The sequence below is a fragment of the Rhizobium sp. TRM96647 genome (assembly GCF_025780115.1).
In the GTDB taxonomy this organism is placed as follows: Bacteria; Pseudomonadota; Alphaproteobacteria; order Rhizobiales; family Rhizobiaceae; genus Mycoplana.
In genome coordinates this window covers 189,177-208,473 of the sequence record NZ_JAOXHF010000006.1, presented here as the reverse complement: position 1 = coordinate 208,473, position 19,297 = coordinate 189,177, and the positions used below count along the sequence as shown (strand labels likewise).

Genomic DNA, 19,297 nt, shown 5'->3' with positions numbered 1-19,297 from the left:
AGGTTAAATGACATGGGCGAATTCCTCCCGCGTGCCCGGTTTCCCGGTGCCTTGCGATTATATGCGGGCAAAGCCGCGGGTTCAATCGCCCGGCGCGACGGCTCTTACAGATAGGGTTAAGCGCCCGGCAACTCAATTGGTTGTGATCGGTCGTGCTGCAACGTGGCGTGGGCCGGATCTCGATTCGATGCCGCCATGTTCCGGCCGCAATCCGGTCATGATGCAGCGCAAACGGGAACATCGATGCGTCCGACGCAGCTAGAGGTAAGCTGCTCGATCACGCGGCGATCAACTTTTGTTACACGGCATTGGCTTTCATCACGCATTTTCGTGTGCAGTGCAGCAGCATGTTGCGATGCAGAATTTCATTCTGGCACAAATCATTGTCGCTGATTCTGACGGCGTTGGGCGGCCACCGGCACTCACGTCAAATCTATCCGGAGTATAGAATTATGACTTTGAACTCATAAAGTTAAAAGTCATCGTGATTTCGGAGCAATATGGGAGGAAATAACGAAAAAGATACTATTATATACATTGTCTCATCACGAGGGATTGGCTATTTCATATATTATGAGATCCTTAAATAGGGATCTGATCGATTCACAAAAAAAGATTCTGCTTCCAAGATCAAAATCTGACCATACCCTGCGTCTTGGATGTTTCACGTCCCAAACGGATGAGACCTATCGCCAAACCGGAACGGAGCCCACTCTATGAAGTCCGCGACACGATCGGCCAGTTCGACGTTTCTGAGCGCCGCAGCCACTGGCGCGCCCCCTCTCGGAGGAATCACCAAGCGTGGCTTCGACATTGCCGCCACTTCGCTTGCCCTACTGTTCCTGAGCCCGATCTTCCTGCTCATCGCTGCGCTGGTGAAAGCCTCGGACGGTGGCAACGTCTTCTATGGCCACCGCCGCATCGGCCACAATGGCCGCAGCTTCCATTGCCTGAAGTTCCGCACGATGCGGATGGACGGCGATCGCGTGCTGCAGGCCTACCTGAAGGCCAATCCCGAGGCCTATGAGGAATGGCGCACGACCCGCAAGCTGAAGCACGACCCGCGCGTCACCACCGTCGGCGCCGTGCTGCGCAAGCTGAGCCTCGACGAGCTGCCGCAGCTGATGAACATCCTGCGCGGCGAAATGAGCATCGTCGGCCCGCGGCCGGTGGTCGAGGACGAGCTCGAGCTCTACGAGAGCGCCGCCAGCTACTACCTGCAGACCCGTCCCGGCCTGACCGGTCTTTGGCAGGTCAGCGGGCGCAACGACGTCTCCTATTCCGCTCGCGTCGCCTTCGACACCGAGTATGTCCGCACCTGGTCGCTGATCAAGGACCTGCTCATCGTGTTCAAGACGATCCCCGCCGTCTGCGCCTCGCGCGGCAGCTATTGAGGCCCGACGGACGGCTCGCCCCCTTGTTCGTGCCCCCTTGTTTCGCGCAATGGCGGGCCACGACGGAGAAACGGATCTATCGATGAAAACAGTGATCACGGCTTCCGGGCCGCGTCTCCACGTTCGAAACCTCTGCAGGGGCCTCGTGCTTGCTGCCGGGCTGTTGCTGGCGCAGGGCACCTCTGCCCTTGCCGAGGACTACCGGCTCGACGTCCTCGACAAGCTGCGCATTCGCGTGGTCGAATGGCAGACGACCGAGGGCGCGGTGCGCGACTGGTCGGCGATCAGCGGCGACTATGCGGTCGGCGCTGCCGGGCAGATCTCGCTGCCGCTCGTTGGCGAGCTTCCCGTTTCCGGCAAGACCACGGCGGAGGTCGCCCAGGAAATCGGACTCCGCATGCAGAAGCTCTTCGCCCTGCGCGACCTGCCTACGGCTTCCGTGGAGCTCGCGCAGTACCGGCCGATCTTCGTGGCCGGCGAGGTGCAGACGCCGGGGGAATATCCCTTCGCCCCGAACATGACGGTGCTGAAGGCGGTTAGCCTCGGCGGCGGGCTTCGCCGCGCCGACCCCGGCCAGCGCTTCGCCCGCGACTTCATCCGCGCGGACGGCGACGCATCGGTGCTGGTTGCCGAGCGCAACCGTCTCCTGGCACGGCGCGCGCGCCTGCAGGCGGAAATCGCCGAACAGGACAGCATCACCATGCCGAAGGAGCTCGACCAGGCGCCGGAAGCGGCGATCCTGCTGGACAGCGAAACGGAACTGATGAAGTCGCGTGACCGGCGGCAGAAGGTGCAGCTCAAGGCGTTGGCGGACCTCAAGACGCTGCTGCAGACCGAGATCGCCTCGCTCGACAAGAAATCGGAGACGCAGACGCGGCAGCTCAGCCTGGTCGAGGACGATCTCAAGAAGGTCGACAGCCTCGCCGAGCGCGGGCTGACGATCAGCTCGCGCAAGCTGACGCTGGAACAGCGTACCGCCGATCTGCAGGCGGCCCTGCTCGATATCGACACCGCCACCCTCAAGGCGAAGCAGGATGCCACCAAGGCGGCCCAGGACGAGACCAACCTGATCAACGACTGGGATGCGACGCTGGCGCAGGAGATGCAGAACACCGAGAGCGAACTGGAAGCCGTCACGCTGAAGCTCGAGACGAGCCGGAAGCTGATGTCGGAGGCGCTCTTGCAGTCGGCCGATGCCGGGGCGACGAACCGAGACCCCTCCGGGGCCGACGCCACCTACGTGATCCTGCGCGAGAAGGACGGCCGCCCGACCGAGATCCCGGCGACGGAGACGACGCAGATCCTGCCCGGAGACGTGATCAAGGTCGGCTACAACGTCGCCATGCGGTGAACGGCCAATGCGGATCGCCAAGGCCAGCCTGGTGACACCCGGCGAGAACCAACTCTACGGCATGGCTGCCGTGGCGCTGTCGCTGTTCGTGTTCGCCTATTCCTCCCGCTTCGGGCAGGTGTCGATCCTGGCCTATTATGGCCTGTGGCTGCCGCTCGTGCTGGTGGACTATCGCAACGTCCTCGGCAACTACACACGCTATCTCTGGATCTTCGGTTTCGCCGTCTTCGCCTGCCTGACGATGTTCTGGTCGGCGGCGCCGGCGCAGTCGGCGCGAACCGGGATCCAGTATTTCACCCACGTCGTCTGCGCGCTCATCGCCATGCGGGTGTTGGATATCCGCACGCTCTCGCGCGGTGCGATAGTGGGGGTCGGGCTGGTGCTCGCCTATTCCTTCGCCTTCGGCGTCTATCATGCCGATCCGCTGGACGGCACCGTCAGTTTCGTCGGCGCCTTCGCATCGAAGAACCAGCTCGGCTTCTACGCCTCGCTCGGCGTCTACTTCGCCGTCACCGCGATCGTCGTGTTGCGCGAGCGCGGCCTGTCGTTTGCGACCGCCGGCGGTGTCTTCCTGCTCTCGGCCTATGCGCTTGTCGCCTCGCAGTCCGCTACCTCCGTCCTGACCACTGCCGCGGCCGTGGCATGCTGTCTGGGCCTGCGCCTGCTTCTGTGGCTGTCGCCGAAGAACCGCCGGACGCTGTTCATCGCCGGCCTCATCCTTCTCGTCATCGGCGGCGCCGGGTTCATCTCGGCCGGAGGATACGGGATGGTGCTCGGCGCCTTCGGCAAGGACACCACGCTCACCGGGCGGACCTATCTCTGGCAACAGGGGATCGAGGCGGCGACCGCCAACCCGTGGGTCGGCCTCGGATACCAGGCCTACTGGGTGCAGGGCTTCTCGGAGGCCGAACGGCTGTGGGAGGAGTTCTACATCGGCAGCCGCGCCGGCTTCCACTTCCACAACACGCCGATCGAGGCGATGGTGGAGACCGGCTTCATCGGGCTCGTGCTCCTGTTCGGCGTGCTGATAGTCGCGATCGTCGGTCACCTGCGCCGCTTCCTCGCCGGCGAGGGCAGTGCGGAAGCGGCATTGCTGCTCGGCATCTGCGTGCTTCTTGCGATGCGCGCCTTCTTCGAGATCGACATCATGAACCCCTATCACGTCGGCTCGTTCCTTCTCTATCTCGCGGCCGGAAAGCTGACGATGCGCGTGCCGCGGCGGCATGCCGTGCCGGTGCAGGCGAGGGTGATGCGCCGGTTGCCGGTCATGTCGCTTGCGCGGGCGGGCGGGCGATGAAGACGCTCTACGGCATCCAGTATCTTCGGGCGGTCGCGGCGATCGCCGTCGTCCTGTTCCATGCCGCCGAAAAGACGGGCGGGCATTTTGCCATCGGGGCTGCCGGCGTCGACGTCTTCTTCGTCATCAGCGGCTTCATCATGTGGGTCATCACGGCGCGCCGTCCGGTCACGCCGCTGAAGTTCCTGTCCGACCGGATCGTGCGGATCGTGCCGATCTATTGGCTCGCCACCATGGTCATGGTCGCCGGCGCGCTTGTCGGCCTGTTTCCCAACCTGGAGCTGACGGCCGGGCATGTCGTGGCCTCCCTCCTGTTCGTTCCGATGCGATCGCCGAGCAGCGGCGAGATCTGGCCGGTGCTGGTGCAGGGGTGGACGCTCAACTTCGAGATGTTCTTCTACCTCGTCTTCGCGCTCGCGCTGCTCCTTCCGCGCGCGCGGCAACTGGCCACGGTCGGGGTCGCGCTGGCGGCACTGACGATCGCCGGTGCCTTCCTTTCGACCGACAATGCGCTGCTTCTGACCTATACCCGGCCGATCATCCTCGAATTTGCGATCGGCATGGTGCTGGGCCAGCTGTGGCTCGCCGGACGCTTGCCCGGGGCGGCGGCAGGGCTGGGGCTGGTGCTGGTCGCGATCGGCGGTTTCGCCACCATCGGCATCTTCCGCCTGCCCTTCGACGAATGGACCTGCGGGCCGCTGGCGGCAGCGCTGGTGCTCGGCGTATTGGCGCTCGAAGCGCGGGGGCTGATCCGGCCGTTCGCGCTGCCGACGCTGCTCGGCAATGCCTCCTATTCCATCTATCTCTGGCACACCTTCGCGATCTCGGTCGTGGCCAAGGTGGGCGAACGGCTGCACGTCGCGCCGGGGCTGACGCTGTTTCTGGCCGCCTTCTGCGGCATCGCCGGCGGGCTGGTGGCCTACTGGCTGATCGAGCGGCCTCTGCTTTCCGTGCGGCGCAGTCAGGCACGGAAGCCCGTTGCCGCCGGCAATGCCGTCGCCGAGGCGGGCGGCAGCACCTGAGGGTTGTGCCGGCCACGGCATCATTGGCTCAATTCCACCCATCAAGATCCGCGTGATGCATCAGTCATCATATGAGTTGATGACGCCGGGCGAAAATTTGTTATAAGATCGCTTTGAAAGCCTAACTTGTCGGATGAGCTGGCGCGTTGCCGGGTGCCGGTGGTTCGGGTGCGAAGCGGGAGGTGAGCATGAGTTTCCAGGCCAGGTCAGGAGCGAAGGTCGCTGCAGCCCCCGGGACACTGACCACGCGCCTTGCCGAGGAACTGAGGAAGGCGATCATGGGCGGGCAGTTTCCGCCTGGAAGCCGGCTGCCGAGCGAGGCCCAGTTGACCGAAGCGCACGGCGTCAGCCGCACGGTGGTGCGCGAGGCGATCGCAGCACTGCGGGCGGACCGGCTGGTGGAGGCCCGGCAGGGCGCCGGCGTCTTCGTGCTCGAGGCGGAGGTGCCGGCGCCGACGCCCCTGTTCCTGCGGAACATCGATCATGAACGCGTCTCCTCGATGATCGAGCTTCTGGAACTGCGCACGGCCGTGGAGGTCGAGGCTGCCGGGCTTGCGGCGCTGCGGCGTTCGCCGGCGCAGGAGGAGGTGATCTTCGAGCGCCATTTTGCCGTGCGCGCCTGTCTCGAGGCCTCGGTGCCGACGAGCGAGGCGGATTTCGCCCTGCATCTCGCCATCGCCGAGGCCACCAACAATCCGCGCTTTCGCGAATTCCTCGCCCTGATCGGCAAGAACGTCATTCCGCGCGCGGCCCTTCGCAACGACGATGCGGAGACGGACCAGGCGGCCTATATCCAGCTGATCCTCCAGGAGCACCAGGACATCGTGACCGCCATTTCCAACGGCGACGAGGAGGGCGCGCGGGCGGCGATGCGCCGCCACCTGCGCGGCAGCCAGGGCCGCTATCGCGCGCTGTTGCGCGAGCAGCGCCAACCTGTATGATAACTTATTGACAGGAATTGCTGTAAGACGTATTACAAGTATGCCGGAGGAGGCAGACAGAGGAATTTCACATGACGCCGCAAGAGATCAAGGCAGCGCTGGGCGCTGGCCTGCTTTCGTTTCCCGTGACGCATTTTGACCGCGAGGGTGAATTCCAGCCCGAGAGCTACCGCAGGCATATCGACTGGCTCGCCAGTTTCGAGGCGCCGGTCCTGTTCGCCGCTGGCGGCACCGGTGAATTCTTCTCGCTTTCGCCTTCCGAGATCCCGGGTATCGTGCGCGCCGCCAAGGAGGCGGCCGGCAGGACGGCGATCGTCTCGGGCTGCGGCTTCGGCAGCCACGTCGGGGTGGAACTGGCGCGCGAGGTCGAGAAGGCGGGCGCGGACGGCATCCTGCTGCTGCCGCACTATCTGATCGATGCGCCGCAGGAAGGTCTCTACCAGCACGTGAAGCGCATCTGCCAGTCGGTCGGCATCGGCGTCATGGTCTACAATCGCGACAATTCGGTGCTCTCCGTCGATACGCTGAAGCGGCTTTGCGACGAGTGCCCAAACCTCGTCGGCTTCAAGGACGGCACGGGCGACATCGGCCTGGTGCGCCAGGTGACGGCGACCATGGGCGACCGGCTGACCTATCTCGGCGGCATGCCGACGGCGGAACTCTTCGCCGAGGCCTATCTCGGCGCCGGCTTCACCACCTATTCCTCGGCGGTCTTCAACTTCGTGCCCCAACTCGCCGTCGAGTTCTACAAGGCGCTGCGTGGCGGCGACCGGACGCGCTGCGAGACGATCCTGAAGGAATTCTTCTATCCGTTCATGGCGATCCGCAGCCGGCGCAAGGGCTATGCGGTGGCCGCCATCAAGGCGGGCGTACGGCTGCAGGGTTTCCAGGCCGGCAAGGTCCGGCCCCCGCTGGATGATCTGACGGCCGAAGAAGAAGGCATGCTCGAGGCCCTGATCGCGCCATGGAAACGCTGACCTGGAAACGCTGAGATGAAGATTGCCGCCGTCCGCACCCATCTGCTCGAGCACCGGCTCGCCGTGCCGTTCGAGAGCGCGTCGATGCGCTTCGATCGCCGTGCGCATGTGCTGGTGGAGATCGAGTGCGACAACGGCCTGGTCGGCTGGGGCGAGTGCCTGGGGCCGGCGCGGGCCAATGCGGCGGTCGTCGACGCCTACCGGCCGTGGCTCATCGGCGCGGATCCGCTGGAGACGGAGAAGATCTGGGCGCGGCTGTACAATGCCTTGCGCGACCAGGGGCAGCGCGGCCTGTCGATCACCGCGCTGTCCGGCATCGACATCGCGCTCTGGGACATCAAGGGAAAGCATTTCGAGGCTCCGGTCTCGACCCTGCTCGGCGGACGGTTCCGCGAGGAGGTCCGCGCCTATGCTACCGGCAGCTTCAAGCGCGAGGGCGTCGACAGGGTGGCCGACAATGCCGAAGATGCGGCGCGCTACCGCGAAGAGGGCTTCCACGCCACCAAGATCAAGATCGGTTTCGGCGTCGAACAGGATCTCGCCGTCATCCGCGCGGTGCGGGAGGCCATCGGCCCCGACATGCGGCTGATGGTGGACGCCAACCACGGCTATGACGTGCTTGAGGCGGTCGAGCTCGGCCGTCGTGCGGCCGAATACGGCATAGACTGGTTCGAGGAGCCGGTGGTTCCCGAACAGCTCGACGCCTATCGCGCGGTCCGCGCCGGCCAGTCGATCCCGGTTGCCGGCGGCGAGACGTGGCACACGCGCTGGGGCATGCGCGAGCCGGTCGAGACCCGCGCCGTCGACATTCTTCAGCCCGACCTTTGCGGCGTGGGCGGTTTTACCGAGGCCCGCCGGGTCGCCGATCTCGCGGCCCTCCATGGCGTGCGCGTCGTGCCGCATGTCTGGGGCACCGCCGTCCACATTGCCGCCGCCCTGCAGTTCATGGCGGCGATGATCCCCAACCCGGTGCGCGTCAACCCGATCGAGCCGATCCTGGAATTCGACCGCACCGAGAATCCGTTCCGCCAGGCCGTCATCAGGACGCCGATCGAGCACGTGCGCGGGGTGGTCAAAATCCCGGATGGTCCCGGGCTCGGCATCGATATCGATCGCGATGCCCTGGCCGAGTTCCGGATGAGGGACGACTGAAATGATCGAGAGGCCGCTTTCCGGAAGAGCGCCGTTGACACGGCTCCCGAAGGGGGCGGTGGATACGCAGATGCATATGTATCTGCCCGGATTTGCGGCCCAGGCGGGCGGCCCGCCGCTGCCGGGCGGAGCTCTTCCGGATGCCGGGCAGTATCGCAGGCTCATGGCCTGGCTCGGGATCGACCGGGTCATCATCACCCAGGGCAACGCCCATCAGCGCGACAATTCCAATCTCCTCGCCTGCCTTGCCGACATGGGGCCGAGCGCCCGCGGTGTCGCGGCGATCGCGGGGGAGGAGCCGGACGGCGCGCTCGATGCGCTGGCTGAGGCCGGCGTCGTCGGCGCCCGCATCATGGACCTGCCCGGCGGGGCTGTCGGTCTCACAGCACTGGAGGCGGTCGATGCCCGCGCATCGGCGCGGGGATGGATGATGGCCGTCCAGTTCGACGGCAGCCATATCCTCGAACACGAGACGCGCCTGAAGAGGTTGAGGTCGCGCTGGGTGCTCGATCACCACGGCAAGTTCTTCGGCGGCGTCACGCCGGAAAGCCCTGAGGTCGCGGCGGTCAGGCGCCTGATTGATGGCGGCAATTGCTGGTTCAAGTTCGCCGGCGCCTATGAATCGTCCAGGAGCGGCGGGCCCGATTATGCGGACGTCGCCGCGGTCGCCCGCGCGATCGCCGCCCATGCGCCCGAGCGGATCGTCTGGGGAACCAACTGGCCGCATAACCTTGCGAGGACCACCGGGAGCTATCCCGACGATGCCGCGCTGACCGACACGGTGCTCGGATGGCTGCCGGACGAGGAGGCCCGTCGGCGGGCTCTGGTGGACAATCCCGAGCGGCTCTTTGGCTTGCCGCCGTTCGCAACGGGGAGCGGCTGACACCGGCAATCGCGGGACGGGGAGGTTCGGCGAACGCATTCGTTTAAAAGAGGAGGAGGAAAACATGAACATTGCAAAATCGCTTTGCCTGGCGCTGGGGCTCGCCCTTGCCGCAGGAACCGTGCATGCGCAGGAAATCACCCTGCGGTCGGCCGACATCCATCCGGACGGCTATCCGACCGTCGAGGCGGTGAAATACATGGGGCAGTTGGTCAGCGAGCGCACCAACGGGCGCATCAAGATCGAGGTGACCAACAACGCGGCCCTCGGAAGCGAGAAGGATACGATCGAGCAGACCCGTTTCGGCGTGATCGACATGAACCGCGTCAACGCCGCGCCGTTCAACAATCTGGTGCCGCAGACCGTCGTGCTCGGCCTGCCGTTCCTGTTCCGCTCGACCGAGCACATGCACAAGACCGTGGACGGTCCGATCGGCGACGAGATCCTCGCCGCTTTCGAGCCGCATGGGTTGGTTGGCCTTGCCTTCTACGATTCCGGCGCGCGTTCGTTCTATACGACGAAGAAGCCGATCGAAAAGCTGGCGGACCTGCAGGGCATGAAGATCCGCGTCCAACAGTCGGATCTCTGGATCGCGATGATGGAGGCCTTCGGCGCCAACGCCACCCCGATGCCGTTCGGCGAGGTCTATTCGTCGCTCGAGACCGGCGTGGTGGACGGGGCGGAGAACAACTGGCCTTCCTACGAATCCTCGCGGCATTTCGAGGTTTCCAAGAACTACACGCTGACCGAGCACTCGCTGAACCCGGAGATTCTCGTGATCTCGAAGATCAGCTGGGACAAGCTCTCGCCGGAGGACCAGGCGCTGCTCCGCACCGCCGCGAAGGAATCCGTCGTCAAGATGCGTGAACTCTGGCAGGCCCGCGAAAAGGACTCCGAGGAAAAGGTCCGTGCGGCCGGCGTCAATGTGATCACGGTCGACAAGGCCGAGTTCGCCGATGCGATGAAGCCGGTCTACGACAAGTTCGTCACCGACCCGCAGATGAAGGATCTGCTCGAGCGGATCCGCGCGATCAACTGATCAATGACGGGCCGCGCCGTTGCCTTGCGGCGCGGCCCGTTGCTTTCGGCCGCGCCCGTCGCTGGCCGAGCCTTTGGAGGAAAAGGTCATGTCGCGTTTCTTGCAGGCCAGTCGGCCTGTGCTCGGCTGGGTCAGCCGGGCTTCACTCTATCTATCCGGCTTCGGGCTGGTCGCGATGACGGCGATCGTCGGCTGGCAGGTCTTCGCACGATATGTGATGAACGACACGCCGAGCTGGTCGGAGCCGCTGTCGCTGCACCTGATGTCCTGGTTCATCATGCTCGGCGCCGCCGTGGGCGTGCGCGAGAGCGTGCATCTCGGCCTCGATTTCGTCCGGCACGGCGCTTCGCCGGCGGCCCGGCGGACGATGGATCTGCTCAGCCTCGGGCTGATGGTGCTCTTCGGCCTTGCCATGACCTGGTACTCCGCTCTTCTCGCCATCGGAACCTGGGCGGCCAGCATCCCCGTGCTCGGCTGGCCGGGCGGCGTGGACTTCTTCCCGATGATCGTCGGCGGGGTGCTGATCGCGATCTTTTCCGCCGAGCGCTTTGTCGACGTCGCAGCCGGCGAGCATACCGCAGCCGACATCATCGCGCAGGAGGTGGCGTGATGGCCTATTCCGTACTCTTCGGCGTTTTCACCGTGCTGATGATGATCGGCATGCCGATCGCCTTCTGCCTCGGTATCGCTTCGCTTGCGACCGTGCTCTATATCGGCCTGCCGCCGATCGTGGTCTTCCAGCAGTTGAATTCCGGAATGAACGTGTTTGCCATGATGGCCATTCCGTTCTTCATCTTTGCCGGCGACCTGATGGTGCGCGGCGGCATCGCCGACCGGCTGATCCGGTTCGCAGCCGGCATCGTCGGCCACCTGCGCGGCGGGCTCGGCCAGGTCAATATCGTCGCCTCCACGCTGTTCGGCGGCATTTCCGGCTCGGCGGTCGCCGACGCCTCCGCCGTCGGCGGCCTGATGATCCCGCAGATGGCCGCGCGCGGCTATGACCGGAGCTACGCGGTCAACGTCACCGTCAACGCGGCGATCATCGCTCTGATGATCCCGCCGTCGCACAACATGATCCTCTATTCGATCGCAGCCGGCGGCAACGTCTCGGTCGCCGATCTCTTCACCGCCGGTATCATCCCGGGGCTGCTTCTGGCGGGCGCGCTGATGGTCACGGCCTATCTCGTCGCCCGCCGTCGCGGCTATCCCGCCGAGCCGTTCCCGGGCTTTCGCAAGCTGGTCTACTATCTGCTGGCCTCCGTCCCCGGGCTGCTCTTGATCGGCATCATCTTCGGCGGCGTGCGTTCCGGCATCTTCACGGCGACGGAGAGCTCCTGCATCGCCGTGTTCTATGCGCTGCTGGTGGCGCTGCTGGTCTATCGCGAACTCGACTGGTCGGGTTTCGTCGAGGCCGTGCTGCAGGCGGTCCGCACGACGGCCATGGTGCTGCTGGTGATCGGCACTGCCGCTTCCTTCAGCTGGCTGATGTCGTTCCTCCAGGTCCAGCAGGTGCTGGTGGCCTTGATGAGCGCGATCTCGGACAATCCGATCATCGTGCTCCTGATGATCAACGTCATCCTGCTCGTGCTCGGCACCTTCATGGACATGGCGCCGATGGTCATCATCAGCACGCCGATCCTGTTGCCGGTCGTCAAGGCCTTCGGCATCGATCCCGTGCATTTCGGCGTGGTGATGATCCTGAACGCCGGCATCGGCCTCAATACGCCGCCGGTCGGCACGGTGCTGTTCGTCGGCTGCGCGGTGGGCAAGATCACGATTCGCGAGGCGATGCGCACGATCTGGCCGTTCTTCGGTGCCAGCATCGCGGTGCTGCTGCTGGTCACCTACGTTCCGGCCCTGTCGCTATGGCTCCCGAGCCTGTTTCGCTAGGTGACGGAATGGCGACAGGTTCGAAAGGTCCGCATATGCTGGACAGGACGGTATTCGAGGAGGTCCGATGCTGAAGACACTCTTGATGACGGGTGCTGCGGGTGGCGTCGGAACGGCGCTGCGTCCCCTGCTGCCCGAGCTGGCGGAGACAGTGGTTCTGTCCGACCTGACCGATATCGCTGACCTGCAAGCCCATGAGCGTTTCCGCCGTTGCGACCTGGCGGATGCCGCAGCCGTGGACGCGCTCATGAAGGGCGTCGACGGCGTCATCCATCTTGGCGGCGTGTCGGTCGAAAGGCCGTTCGACCTGATCCTGCAGGGCAATATCGTCGGCCTCTACAATCTCTACGAGGCCGCCCGTCGCAACGGCCGGCCGCGCATCGTCTTTGCGAGCTCCAATCACGTGGTCGGCTACTATCGCCGCGATCAGCGCATCGACAACACCGTGGTGCCGCGGCCCGATTCACTCTACGGGGTCTCCAAGGTGTTCGGCGAGGCGGTGGCGAGCCTCTACCACGACAAGTTCGGCGTCGAGACGCTGTCGGTGCGCATCGGATCCTGCCTGGAACAACCGAAGACTCCGCGGATGCTGGCAAGCTGGCTCAGCAAGCGTGATCTGCTGTCGCTCTGCCAGTGCGCCTTCGCCGCGCCCCGGATCGGGCACGTCGTGGTCTATGGCGCCTCCGACAATGACGAGCAGTGGTGGGACAACGGCAATGCCGCCTTCCTAGGCTGGCGGCCGAAGGACAATGCGGCGAAGTGGCGGGCCGAGGTCCTGGCGCAGACAGGGCCTGAGGATCCGGACAATCCCGCCACGCACTACCAGGGAGGCGTCTTCGTCACGGCCGGGCACCCGGCCGACGGCTGAGCGTCGCAGGCCCCGTCGTCGGACTTTCGCCAGCGTATTGCGGCGCACACGAAGTTGGCCATTTCATCGCAATCGAGCTATTCGATTTACGCATGGCTGACCTGTGAAATCCTGCCTATGAATTAGGCGCGACTCGCGTATAGTCAGACTTATCGAAGCGATGTACCTCCTCCCACAGAGCTTCGAGGTCGCGGGGGCCCCACTCCTCCTCCCAGGGGTTTTCGCGAAGAACAACAGCACTCCTCCTCCCAGCTGTTGTTCGGTTCTTTTGGAAAGCCTGCCGCACCTCCTCCCGCGGCAGGCTTTTCGTTTTTGGGGCTTCTTTTTTTCCAGGCCTGCATTCTGCAGGTCGTATGCCTTGCACGACATCGATGATCTTCGCCACGCGACCACGTGCGGCGCCGCGGGTGCGTGTCCATGCTCTCGCTCTCGCCCGGATGCCTTCCTGACGTTTCGCTGACAGCGAACGTCAGCCGGCGCTCAGGGGCGCCCGCCTATGGTTCGTCCGTCGGCGGCAATCGTGCACGCCCACGCGAACGGAGAGCATCATGAACAGAATTATCGTCGCAACTGTCCTGGCCGTCACCAGCGCGTCAATGGCGCATGCGGACGACGACGACCGCCGTTGCCCCAACGTGCAACTGAACAAGTGGATGAGTGAAGGGCGGTTGCAGGCTCGCGTGGCGGAGCTTGGCGTCGCGGTTCGGGAAATCGAAATCGATGACGGATGCTACGAGATCAAGGGGCACAATCGGGACGGCCGCCACATCGAAGTCCGTCTTCATCCCGAGACCGGCGAGCAGCTGTTCGTCGACGGCGACGACTGAGCTGTCGTCCTGCTGCAGCCGCTGGCTGCGATGGGGAGTGTGCCGTCCCCTGATCGGCTGACCGGCCGTGGCCGGTCGCCGATGGAAGGCGTCAATGGCGCTTAGCGGCCGGCAACGGCGGCGCGGATCTGCGAACGCGAGATACCGATATCGGCCAGCGTGTGGTCGTCGAGCATGTGAAGCTCGCGGATAGCCTTGCGGCGGGCGGCAAAGTCCTTGATTTTCTGACGGATGTTCATCTTTCTTCTCCATTCTTTGATGCCACTCATATGGGCAATTCCGCGCCCATTAAGAAGGCATAAGCCTGCAGAAGAGGCATGCAAATTTGTCTACTCTCGCACAGGGCGACGGCAGTCGCGATGCGGTGCACAAATTTCTTGCAGTGCGAATGGAGAATGGGCGAGGCGGGACGACGATCCGGTCTCACCCATCGTCTCGTATTCCGGGAGTCTGTCAGACAAAAGGGGGAGAAGCCGCGGCTTCTCCCCCCTTGATGCGATCGTCGGCGGCCTGAGCGCCGGCTCACCACTTCTTGCTGAGCTTGAAGGTGATGGTGCGGGCATCGCCGTAGCCGCAGGTGAGCAATCCCTGGCAGCCGCTGACATATTCCTTGTCGAACAGGTTGGTGACGTTGAGGGCCGCACCCCAGTCGTTCTTGTTGTAGCGGATGCCGGCGTCGAAGACGGTGGCGCCGGGCACCTTCTCCGTGTTCTCGTTGTCGGCCCAGCTTTCGCCGCGATAGCGCACGCCGGCGCCGAGGCTGACCCCTTCGAACGCTCCGTCCTGGACGGTATAGTCCAGCCACAGCGTCGCCTGCTTGTCCGGGATGAGGTACGGCGTGTTGCCGATCAGCGCGGTGTTTGCGTCCTCGGTGATCTCGAGATCGATGAATTCGAGGCCGGCGATCAGCTTCCAGCTTTCGCTGAGATTGAACTTTCCTTCCAGCTCGAACCCGCGGGAGCGCACTTCGCCCATCTGGCTGGAGAGCAGGGTCAGCGGATCGGTCACGACGACATTCTGCTTGGTGAGCTGGTAGACCGATGCGGTCAAAACCCCGTCGAGGAAGGTCGGCTCGTATTTGACGCCGGCCTCGAACTGGTCGCCTTCCTCGGGCTTGGTGTTGCCGGTCAGGGTGACGGCCACGATCGGGTTGAAGAAGGTCGAGGCGCTGACATAGGGGGTCACACCATTGGCAAATTCATAGGCGAGCCCGGCCCGGCCGCTGAGGGCGCTTTCGTTGTAGTCGAATGTGGAGTTCTGGGCCGGATCCCAGAATGTGGGCCCGTTTTCCGTCTTGGTGTCGACGTAGTCGTAACGCCCGTTCAGGGTAACGATCCAGCCATCCCCGAAGCGGATCTGGTCCTGGGCGTAGACGCCGAGTTGCTGCTGCGTGATCAGCTGGTTGATGTAGATGGCATTCGCCGGCTGCGGCGCGCCGTAGATCGGGTCGGTGGCGCTGATCGGCGTGGCCGCCGAGGAGGCCTGCTCCTGGTCGAGCCTGTAGTACTTGTAGTCGAGCCCGATCAGCATTGTGTGATTGAGCGCGCCGGTGTCGAACTCGCCCTCGACGCGGTTGTCGACCGCGAAGGTGTCGACCTTGGAGGTGTGCTCGAAGCCGAGGCGATAGAGCAGATTGTCCGGCGTGACTGGGGCGTTCACGTAGGACGGGTCGGGGAAGACCGCGTCGGGATCGTAGTAGCCGTAGGTGTAGGGCGCGTCCTCGTGCTTGTAGAGGTGGCCGTAGCGCAGGTTCTGGCTGAACGTCCAGCCGGTGTCGAATTCGTGCTTGAACTCATAGCCGAGCATCTGCTGGACGTAGGTGCCGGTGTCGATGTCGGGCTCGCCGAAGAAGGCCTTGCGGTCGATCTTACCGAAGGAGGCGGGCTCGACCGTGCCGATATAGGGCAGGAAGCTGCCGCCGGTGTGCCGCTGGTCCAGGCCCTGCAGCAGGCCGTAGACCGTCAGGCTCGTCGCGTCGTCCCGCTCGATGGTGACCTGCGGCAGGATGAAGCCGCGCAGGTCGTTGGAGAAGTCCGTGTAGTTCTCCCCGCCGGAAACTTTGCCGGTGATGCGGTAGTTGACGCCCTCGTTGAGGATGCCGTTGACGTCGAAGCCGGCAAAGCCGTTGGCATTGCTGTTGATGCCGGTCTCGACGTAGGTCGAGGTCTCGCCGGTCGGACGCTTGCTGATCATGTTGACGATACCGCCCGGGCTCGATCCGCCGTAGAGCACCGAGGCCGGCCCCTTCAGCACCTCGAGGCGCTCGAGCATGAAGGGATCGATCTGGAAGCCGCCGAAGCCGTAGCTGAACAGGTTCAGGCCGTCGAGGAAGACGCCGGTCTGGGTCGCGTCGAAGCCGCGGATGTAGAACCAATCGGTATCGGCATCGACGCCGAAGGGCTGGGTCGTCACGCCTGGCGTGTAGCGGAGGATCTCGTCGACCTTGTTGACGGCGCCGCGGTCGTCGATCTCCTCGCGACCGATCACGGAGACCGACTGGGGGATCTCTGACAGCGGCGTGTCGGTCTTGGAGCCGGTGGTCGTCTCCTTGGCGACGTAGCCGTCGACCGGGCCGGTCGCCGCACTGGCCGCCCCGCCGGCGCCCTCGACGATGACGGGCGCAAGGCGCGTCGGATCCTGTTCCTGCGCCACGGCGGCGCCGGCCGCCAGGATCGTCGCCAATGCGACGCTGCCGCTCAGGATCCTCTTGAGACGGATGCCCGCCGAATAGACGCCTTGCTTCGCCATAGTCCGTTTGTCCCCACTGCCTGAAAACGCCGCCGAAATGGGCGGCTATTAACATGAGCAGTTATATCAACTTAATCCGGGGTGCTTGTTCTCATCGGTGAAAATTGAACGTTCTTGGCTCTTTTTCGCGGTGCACACAGCTTTGCCGCAATTGTGTCGGTTGCCAGGCTTCAGCCGAGCTTCATCTTTCGCCAGCGTGCCGGCGTGATCCCGACCGTCTTGCGGAACACGCGGGTGAAATGCGCCTGATCGGCAAAGCCGGTCTCCGCGGCGATGGTGGTCAGCGTCGCCTGCGGCTTGAGCAGCAGGTCCTTTGCCCGCTCGAGCCGTGCCTTCATCTGCCACTGGTGCGGGGCGATCCCGGTGGAGGCCTTGAAGGCATGGCTGAAATGGGACTGCGACAGGCCGGTGAGGGACGCAAGCTCCTCCAGCCGGATGCTGCGCAGGCAATTCTCCTCGACATAGTCGACCGCGCGGCGCAACTGCCAGGTGGCGAGCTGGCTGCGCTTGCGCGGCTCGGCCCGGTTGACCTTCATCAGGTCGATGATGAGGCCCAGCGACAGCCCGTCGCCGTAAAGGTCGTGCAGGGGCTGGGGATTGGCGCATTCGGCGGCGATCAGTTCCGCCAGGGCCATGATCCGCGGATCGTCGAACATCAGCCGCGGCGTCTCGATCGGCCGGGCGTCGAAATCCTCCATCAGCCGGCGCTGGAGCACCTCGATGTCGAAATGCAGGTCGAGATGACGGACGAAGCTGAGGTCGATCACCTCGGCCCACAACTCCATCCCGGCCGGCACGTAGGAGATGGCCTGGCTGTGGTAGTTCTGGACGATGCCTCGTTCCTGCGGCGATACCTTGAGGTTGCAATTGCCGCCGCCGCGGGCCTCGAGCATGATGAAGACGCGCGGATCCTCGCCGACATAGAAGCCGCCCGCATCCGGGGCGCATTCCACCTCCCAGAGGTCGGCGACGATGCCGTTCCAATGGCGCCGCTGCAGGCCGCCGACGACGTTGAACCCGCTGATCTTGTTGTGCATGCGCGGCTGAAAGGTCATGGCCCCGTCCGATCGGCCAAGCATGCCTCCCCGGGTGCCCTGCCGTAAAACTTGTCTATTTTAATCATGTTTTGATAGCGCAGTGCGCCGGATATTGCAACCGGCAGCCACCGCACGGCTAGGATTGCGCGTGCAGCAGGCGTGAGTAGATGCCGCCGCTGCGCTGCAGTTCCTGGGGGCCGCCCTGCTCGACGATGCCGCCTTCGTCGATGACGACGATGCGATCGGCATTGCGGATGGTCGCAAGGCGATGGGCGATGATGAGCGTCGTGCGCCCCTGCGACAGCTCCGCCAGCGACCGCTGGATCGCCTGTTCCGTCACCGTGTCGAGCGCCGAGGTGGCCTCGTCGAGGATCAGGATCGGCGGGTTCTTGAGGAAGATCCGGGCGATCGCGAGCCGCTGCTTCTGCCCGCCGGACAGCTTCACGCCGCGCTCGCCGACCACCGTGTCGAGCCCTTCGGGAAGCGTGGCGACCAGATCTTCGAGCCGCGCCTGCCGCACGGCGTCCGCGATTTCCTCGTCGGAGGCGTCGAGCCTGCCATAGGCGATGTTCTCGCGGATCGTGCCGCCGAAGAGGAAGACGTCCTGCTGGACGATGCCGATCTGCGCGCGCAGCGATGCCTGCGTCATCTTGCGGATGTCGATGCCGCCGATGGTGATGCTGCCGTCCTCGACCTCGTAGAAGCGCGGCAGCAGCGAGCAGATGGTGGTCTTGCCCGCACCCGATGCGCCGACGAAGGCAACCGACTCGCCCTGCCGGATCGTCAGGTCCAGGCGATCGAGCACGCGCCGGCCGTCGCCATAGGCGAAGCTGACGTTCCGGTAGACGATATCGCCGGAAAGACTGTCGACTGCGATTGCATCAGGGCTGTCGGCAATGTCGGGAGCCGTGTCGATCAGGCTGGTGAAGCGACGGAAACCGGCGATGCCCTTCGGGTAGCTTTCCAGCACGGAGGTGATCTTGTCGATCGGACGGAAGAAGACGTCGATCAGCAGGATGAAGCTGACGAGCCCGCCATAGCTGAGGCTTCCCTGCATCACGTACCAGGTCCCCGCCACCATGACGAGCAGTTGCACGAGGCGCGTGCTGAGATAGCTCATCGCGATGCTGGCGGTCATGTAGGCATAGGCGTTGAGCTTGGTCCTGCGGTAGTTCTCGTTGTTCTTCGAGAACAGCATGCGCTCGTGGTCCTCGTTGGCGAAGGCCTTCACCACCCGGATGCCGCCGACGCTTTCGGCGACGCGCGAGTTGAAGTCGCCGATCTGGCCGAACAGGCGCTGCCAGTTGCGGGTCATGCGCGCGCCGTAGCGGCTGACGAGCCAGGCCATGAAGGGAACGATCACGAGCGTCATCAGCGCCAGCGGCGGATGCACCATGAACATCAGCGCAAACGCGCCGACGAAGGTCATGATGGCGATGAACAGGTCCTCCGGCCCGTGGTGGGCGACCTCGCCGACCTCCTCCAGATCCTTGGTGACATGGGTGATGATGTGCCCGGTCTGGTGCTCGTCGTAGTAGGAGAAGGACAGTTTCTGCAGGTGGTCGAAGGCGCTGCGGCGCATGTCGGTCTCGATGCTGATGCCGAGCGCATGGCCCCAGTAGGTGACGATCGCCATCAGGCCGGCATTGGTGATGTAGATCCCGAGCAGGATCGCGGCCGCGCCGAGGATCAGCCCCCAGTTCTGGCCGGGCAGCAGGTCGTCGATGAAGAACTTGATCGCCAGCGGAAAGCCGAGTTCGAGCAGTCCGGCGAAGACCGCGCAGCCGAAGTCCAGCACGAACAGCTTCTTGTAGGGAGCATAGTAGGAAAAGAAGCGTGCAAGCATGAGGCCGGCGGTCCTGACGAAAAAC

Annotated in this window: 17 protein-coding genes; 13 read left to right on the top strand and 4 right to left on the bottom strand. The window is 64.4% G+C overall.

Features of this window, described 5'->3' with window-relative positions; all coding sequences use genetic code 11:
• Nucleotides 1-716: 716 nt before the first annotated feature.
• The 13 genes from OCK02_RS13620 (at nt 717) to OCK02_RS13560 (ending at nt 13,641) form a co-directional block, all read left to right on the top strand.
• The gene (locus tag OCK02_RS13620; protein ID WP_263813520.1) at nt 717-1,394 is read left to right on the top strand and encodes a sugar transferase; all 678 of its coding nucleotides are present in this window, start codon (nt 717-719) and stop codon (nt 1,392-1,394) included.
• 82 nt (nt 1,395-1,476) lie between these two features.
• Nucleotides 1,477-2,745 carry a polysaccharide biosynthesis/export family protein gene (locus tag OCK02_RS13615; RefSeq protein WP_263813519.1) on the top strand — a complete coding sequence of 423 codons (1,269 nt, stop codon included), beginning with the start codon at nt 1,477-1,479 and terminating at the stop codon, nt 2,743-2,745.
• Between the two features lie 7 nt (nt 2,746-2,752).
• Nucleotides 2,753-4,042, top strand: coding sequence for an O-antigen ligase family protein (locus tag OCK02_RS13610; protein WP_263813518.1), 1,290 nt, complete (start codon nt 2,753-2,755; stop codon nt 4,040-4,042).
• On the top strand, nt 4,039-5,064 hold the full coding sequence (locus tag OCK02_RS13605; protein ID WP_263813517.1) for an acyltransferase family protein: 1,026 nt from the start codon (nt 4,039-4,041) through the stop codon (nt 5,062-5,064). Before OCK02_RS13610 ends, OCK02_RS13605 begins: the two co-directional genes overlap by 4 nt.
• Nucleotides 5,065-5,252: 188 nt before the next feature.
• Nucleotides 5,253-6,005 carry a FadR/GntR family transcriptional regulator gene (locus OCK02_RS13600; protein ID WP_263813516.1) on the top strand — a complete coding sequence of 251 codons (753 nt, stop codon included), beginning with the start codon at nt 5,253-5,255 and terminating at the stop codon, nt 6,003-6,005.
• 71 nt (nt 6,006-6,076) lie between these two features.
• Nucleotides 6,077-6,982 carry a 5-dehydro-4-deoxyglucarate dehydratase gene (gene kdgD / locus OCK02_RS13595; RefSeq protein ID WP_263813515.1) on the top strand — a complete coding sequence of 302 codons (906 nt, stop codon included), beginning with the start codon at nt 6,077-6,079 and terminating at the stop codon, nt 6,980-6,982.
• 15 nt (nt 6,983-6,997) lie between these two features.
• The gene (locus tag OCK02_RS13590; protein ID WP_263813514.1) at nt 6,998-8,134 is read left to right on the top strand and encodes a mandelate racemase/muconate lactonizing enzyme family protein; all 1,137 of its coding nucleotides are present in this window, start codon (nt 6,998-7,000) and stop codon (nt 8,132-8,134) included.
• Between the two features lies 1 nt (nt 8,135).
• Nucleotides 8,136-9,017, top strand: a complete 882-nt coding sequence (locus tag OCK02_RS13585; protein ID WP_263813513.1) for an amidohydrolase family protein — start codon at nt 8,136-8,138, stop codon at nt 9,015-9,017.
• 64 nt (nt 9,018-9,081) lie between these two features.
• A complete protein-coding gene (locus OCK02_RS13580; RefSeq protein WP_230807636.1) occupies nt 9,082-10,056 on the top strand; it encodes a TRAP transporter substrate-binding protein in 975 nt (324 codons plus the stop codon).
• An 88-nt stretch (nt 10,057-10,144) separates the two neighbouring features.
• Entirely contained in the window at nt 10,145-10,666 is a 522-nt protein-coding gene (locus OCK02_RS13575; protein ID WP_263813512.1) for a TRAP transporter small permease, read from the top strand.
• Nucleotides 10,666-11,946, top strand: a complete 1,281-nt coding sequence (locus OCK02_RS13570) for a TRAP transporter large permease (RefSeq protein WP_263813511.1) — start codon at nt 10,666-10,668, stop codon at nt 11,944-11,946. The genes OCK02_RS13575 and OCK02_RS13570 overlap by 1 nt, the downstream gene beginning before the upstream one ends.
• Before the next feature lie 67 nt (nt 11,947-12,013).
• On the top strand, nt 12,014-12,814 hold the full coding sequence (locus OCK02_RS13565; protein WP_263813510.1) for an NAD-dependent epimerase/dehydratase family protein: 801 nt from the start codon (nt 12,014-12,016) through the stop codon (nt 12,812-12,814).
• 548 nt (nt 12,815-13,362) lie between these two features.
• Nucleotides 13,363-13,641, top strand: coding sequence for a PepSY domain-containing protein (locus OCK02_RS13560; protein ID WP_263813509.1), 279 nt, complete (start codon nt 13,363-13,365; stop codon nt 13,639-13,641).
• Nucleotides 13,642-13,742: 101 nt separating this feature from the next.
• Here OCK02_RS13560 and OCK02_RS13555 read toward each other — a convergent pair whose 3' ends face one another.
• The 4 genes from OCK02_RS13555 to OCK02_RS13540 all read right to left on the bottom strand — a co-directional run bounded on the left by OCK02_RS13555 (nt 13,743) and on the right by OCK02_RS13540 (nt 19,272).
• Nucleotides 13,743-13,880, bottom strand: coding sequence for a DUF1127 domain-containing protein (locus tag OCK02_RS13555; RefSeq protein ID WP_230807641.1), 138 nt, complete (start codon nt 13,878-13,880; stop codon nt 13,743-13,745).
• Between the two features lie 283 nt (nt 13,881-14,163).
• Nucleotides 14,164-16,389, bottom strand: a complete 2,226-nt coding sequence (locus tag OCK02_RS13550) for a TonB-dependent siderophore receptor (protein ID WP_263813508.1) — start codon at nt 16,387-16,389, stop codon at nt 14,164-14,166.
• 170 nt (nt 16,390-16,559) lie between these two features.
• Nucleotides 16,560-17,444: a helix-turn-helix domain-containing protein gene (locus OCK02_RS13545; protein ID WP_230807643.1), complete on the bottom strand. Its 885-nt coding sequence runs from the start codon at nt 17,442-17,444 to the stop codon at nt 16,560-16,562.
• A gap of 118 nt (nt 17,445-17,562) precedes the next feature.
• A complete protein-coding gene (locus OCK02_RS13540) occupies nt 17,563-19,272 on the bottom strand; it encodes an ABC transporter ATP-binding protein (RefSeq protein ID WP_263813507.1) in 1,710 nt (569 codons plus the stop codon).
• Nucleotides 19,273-19,297: the final 25 nt, after the last annotated feature.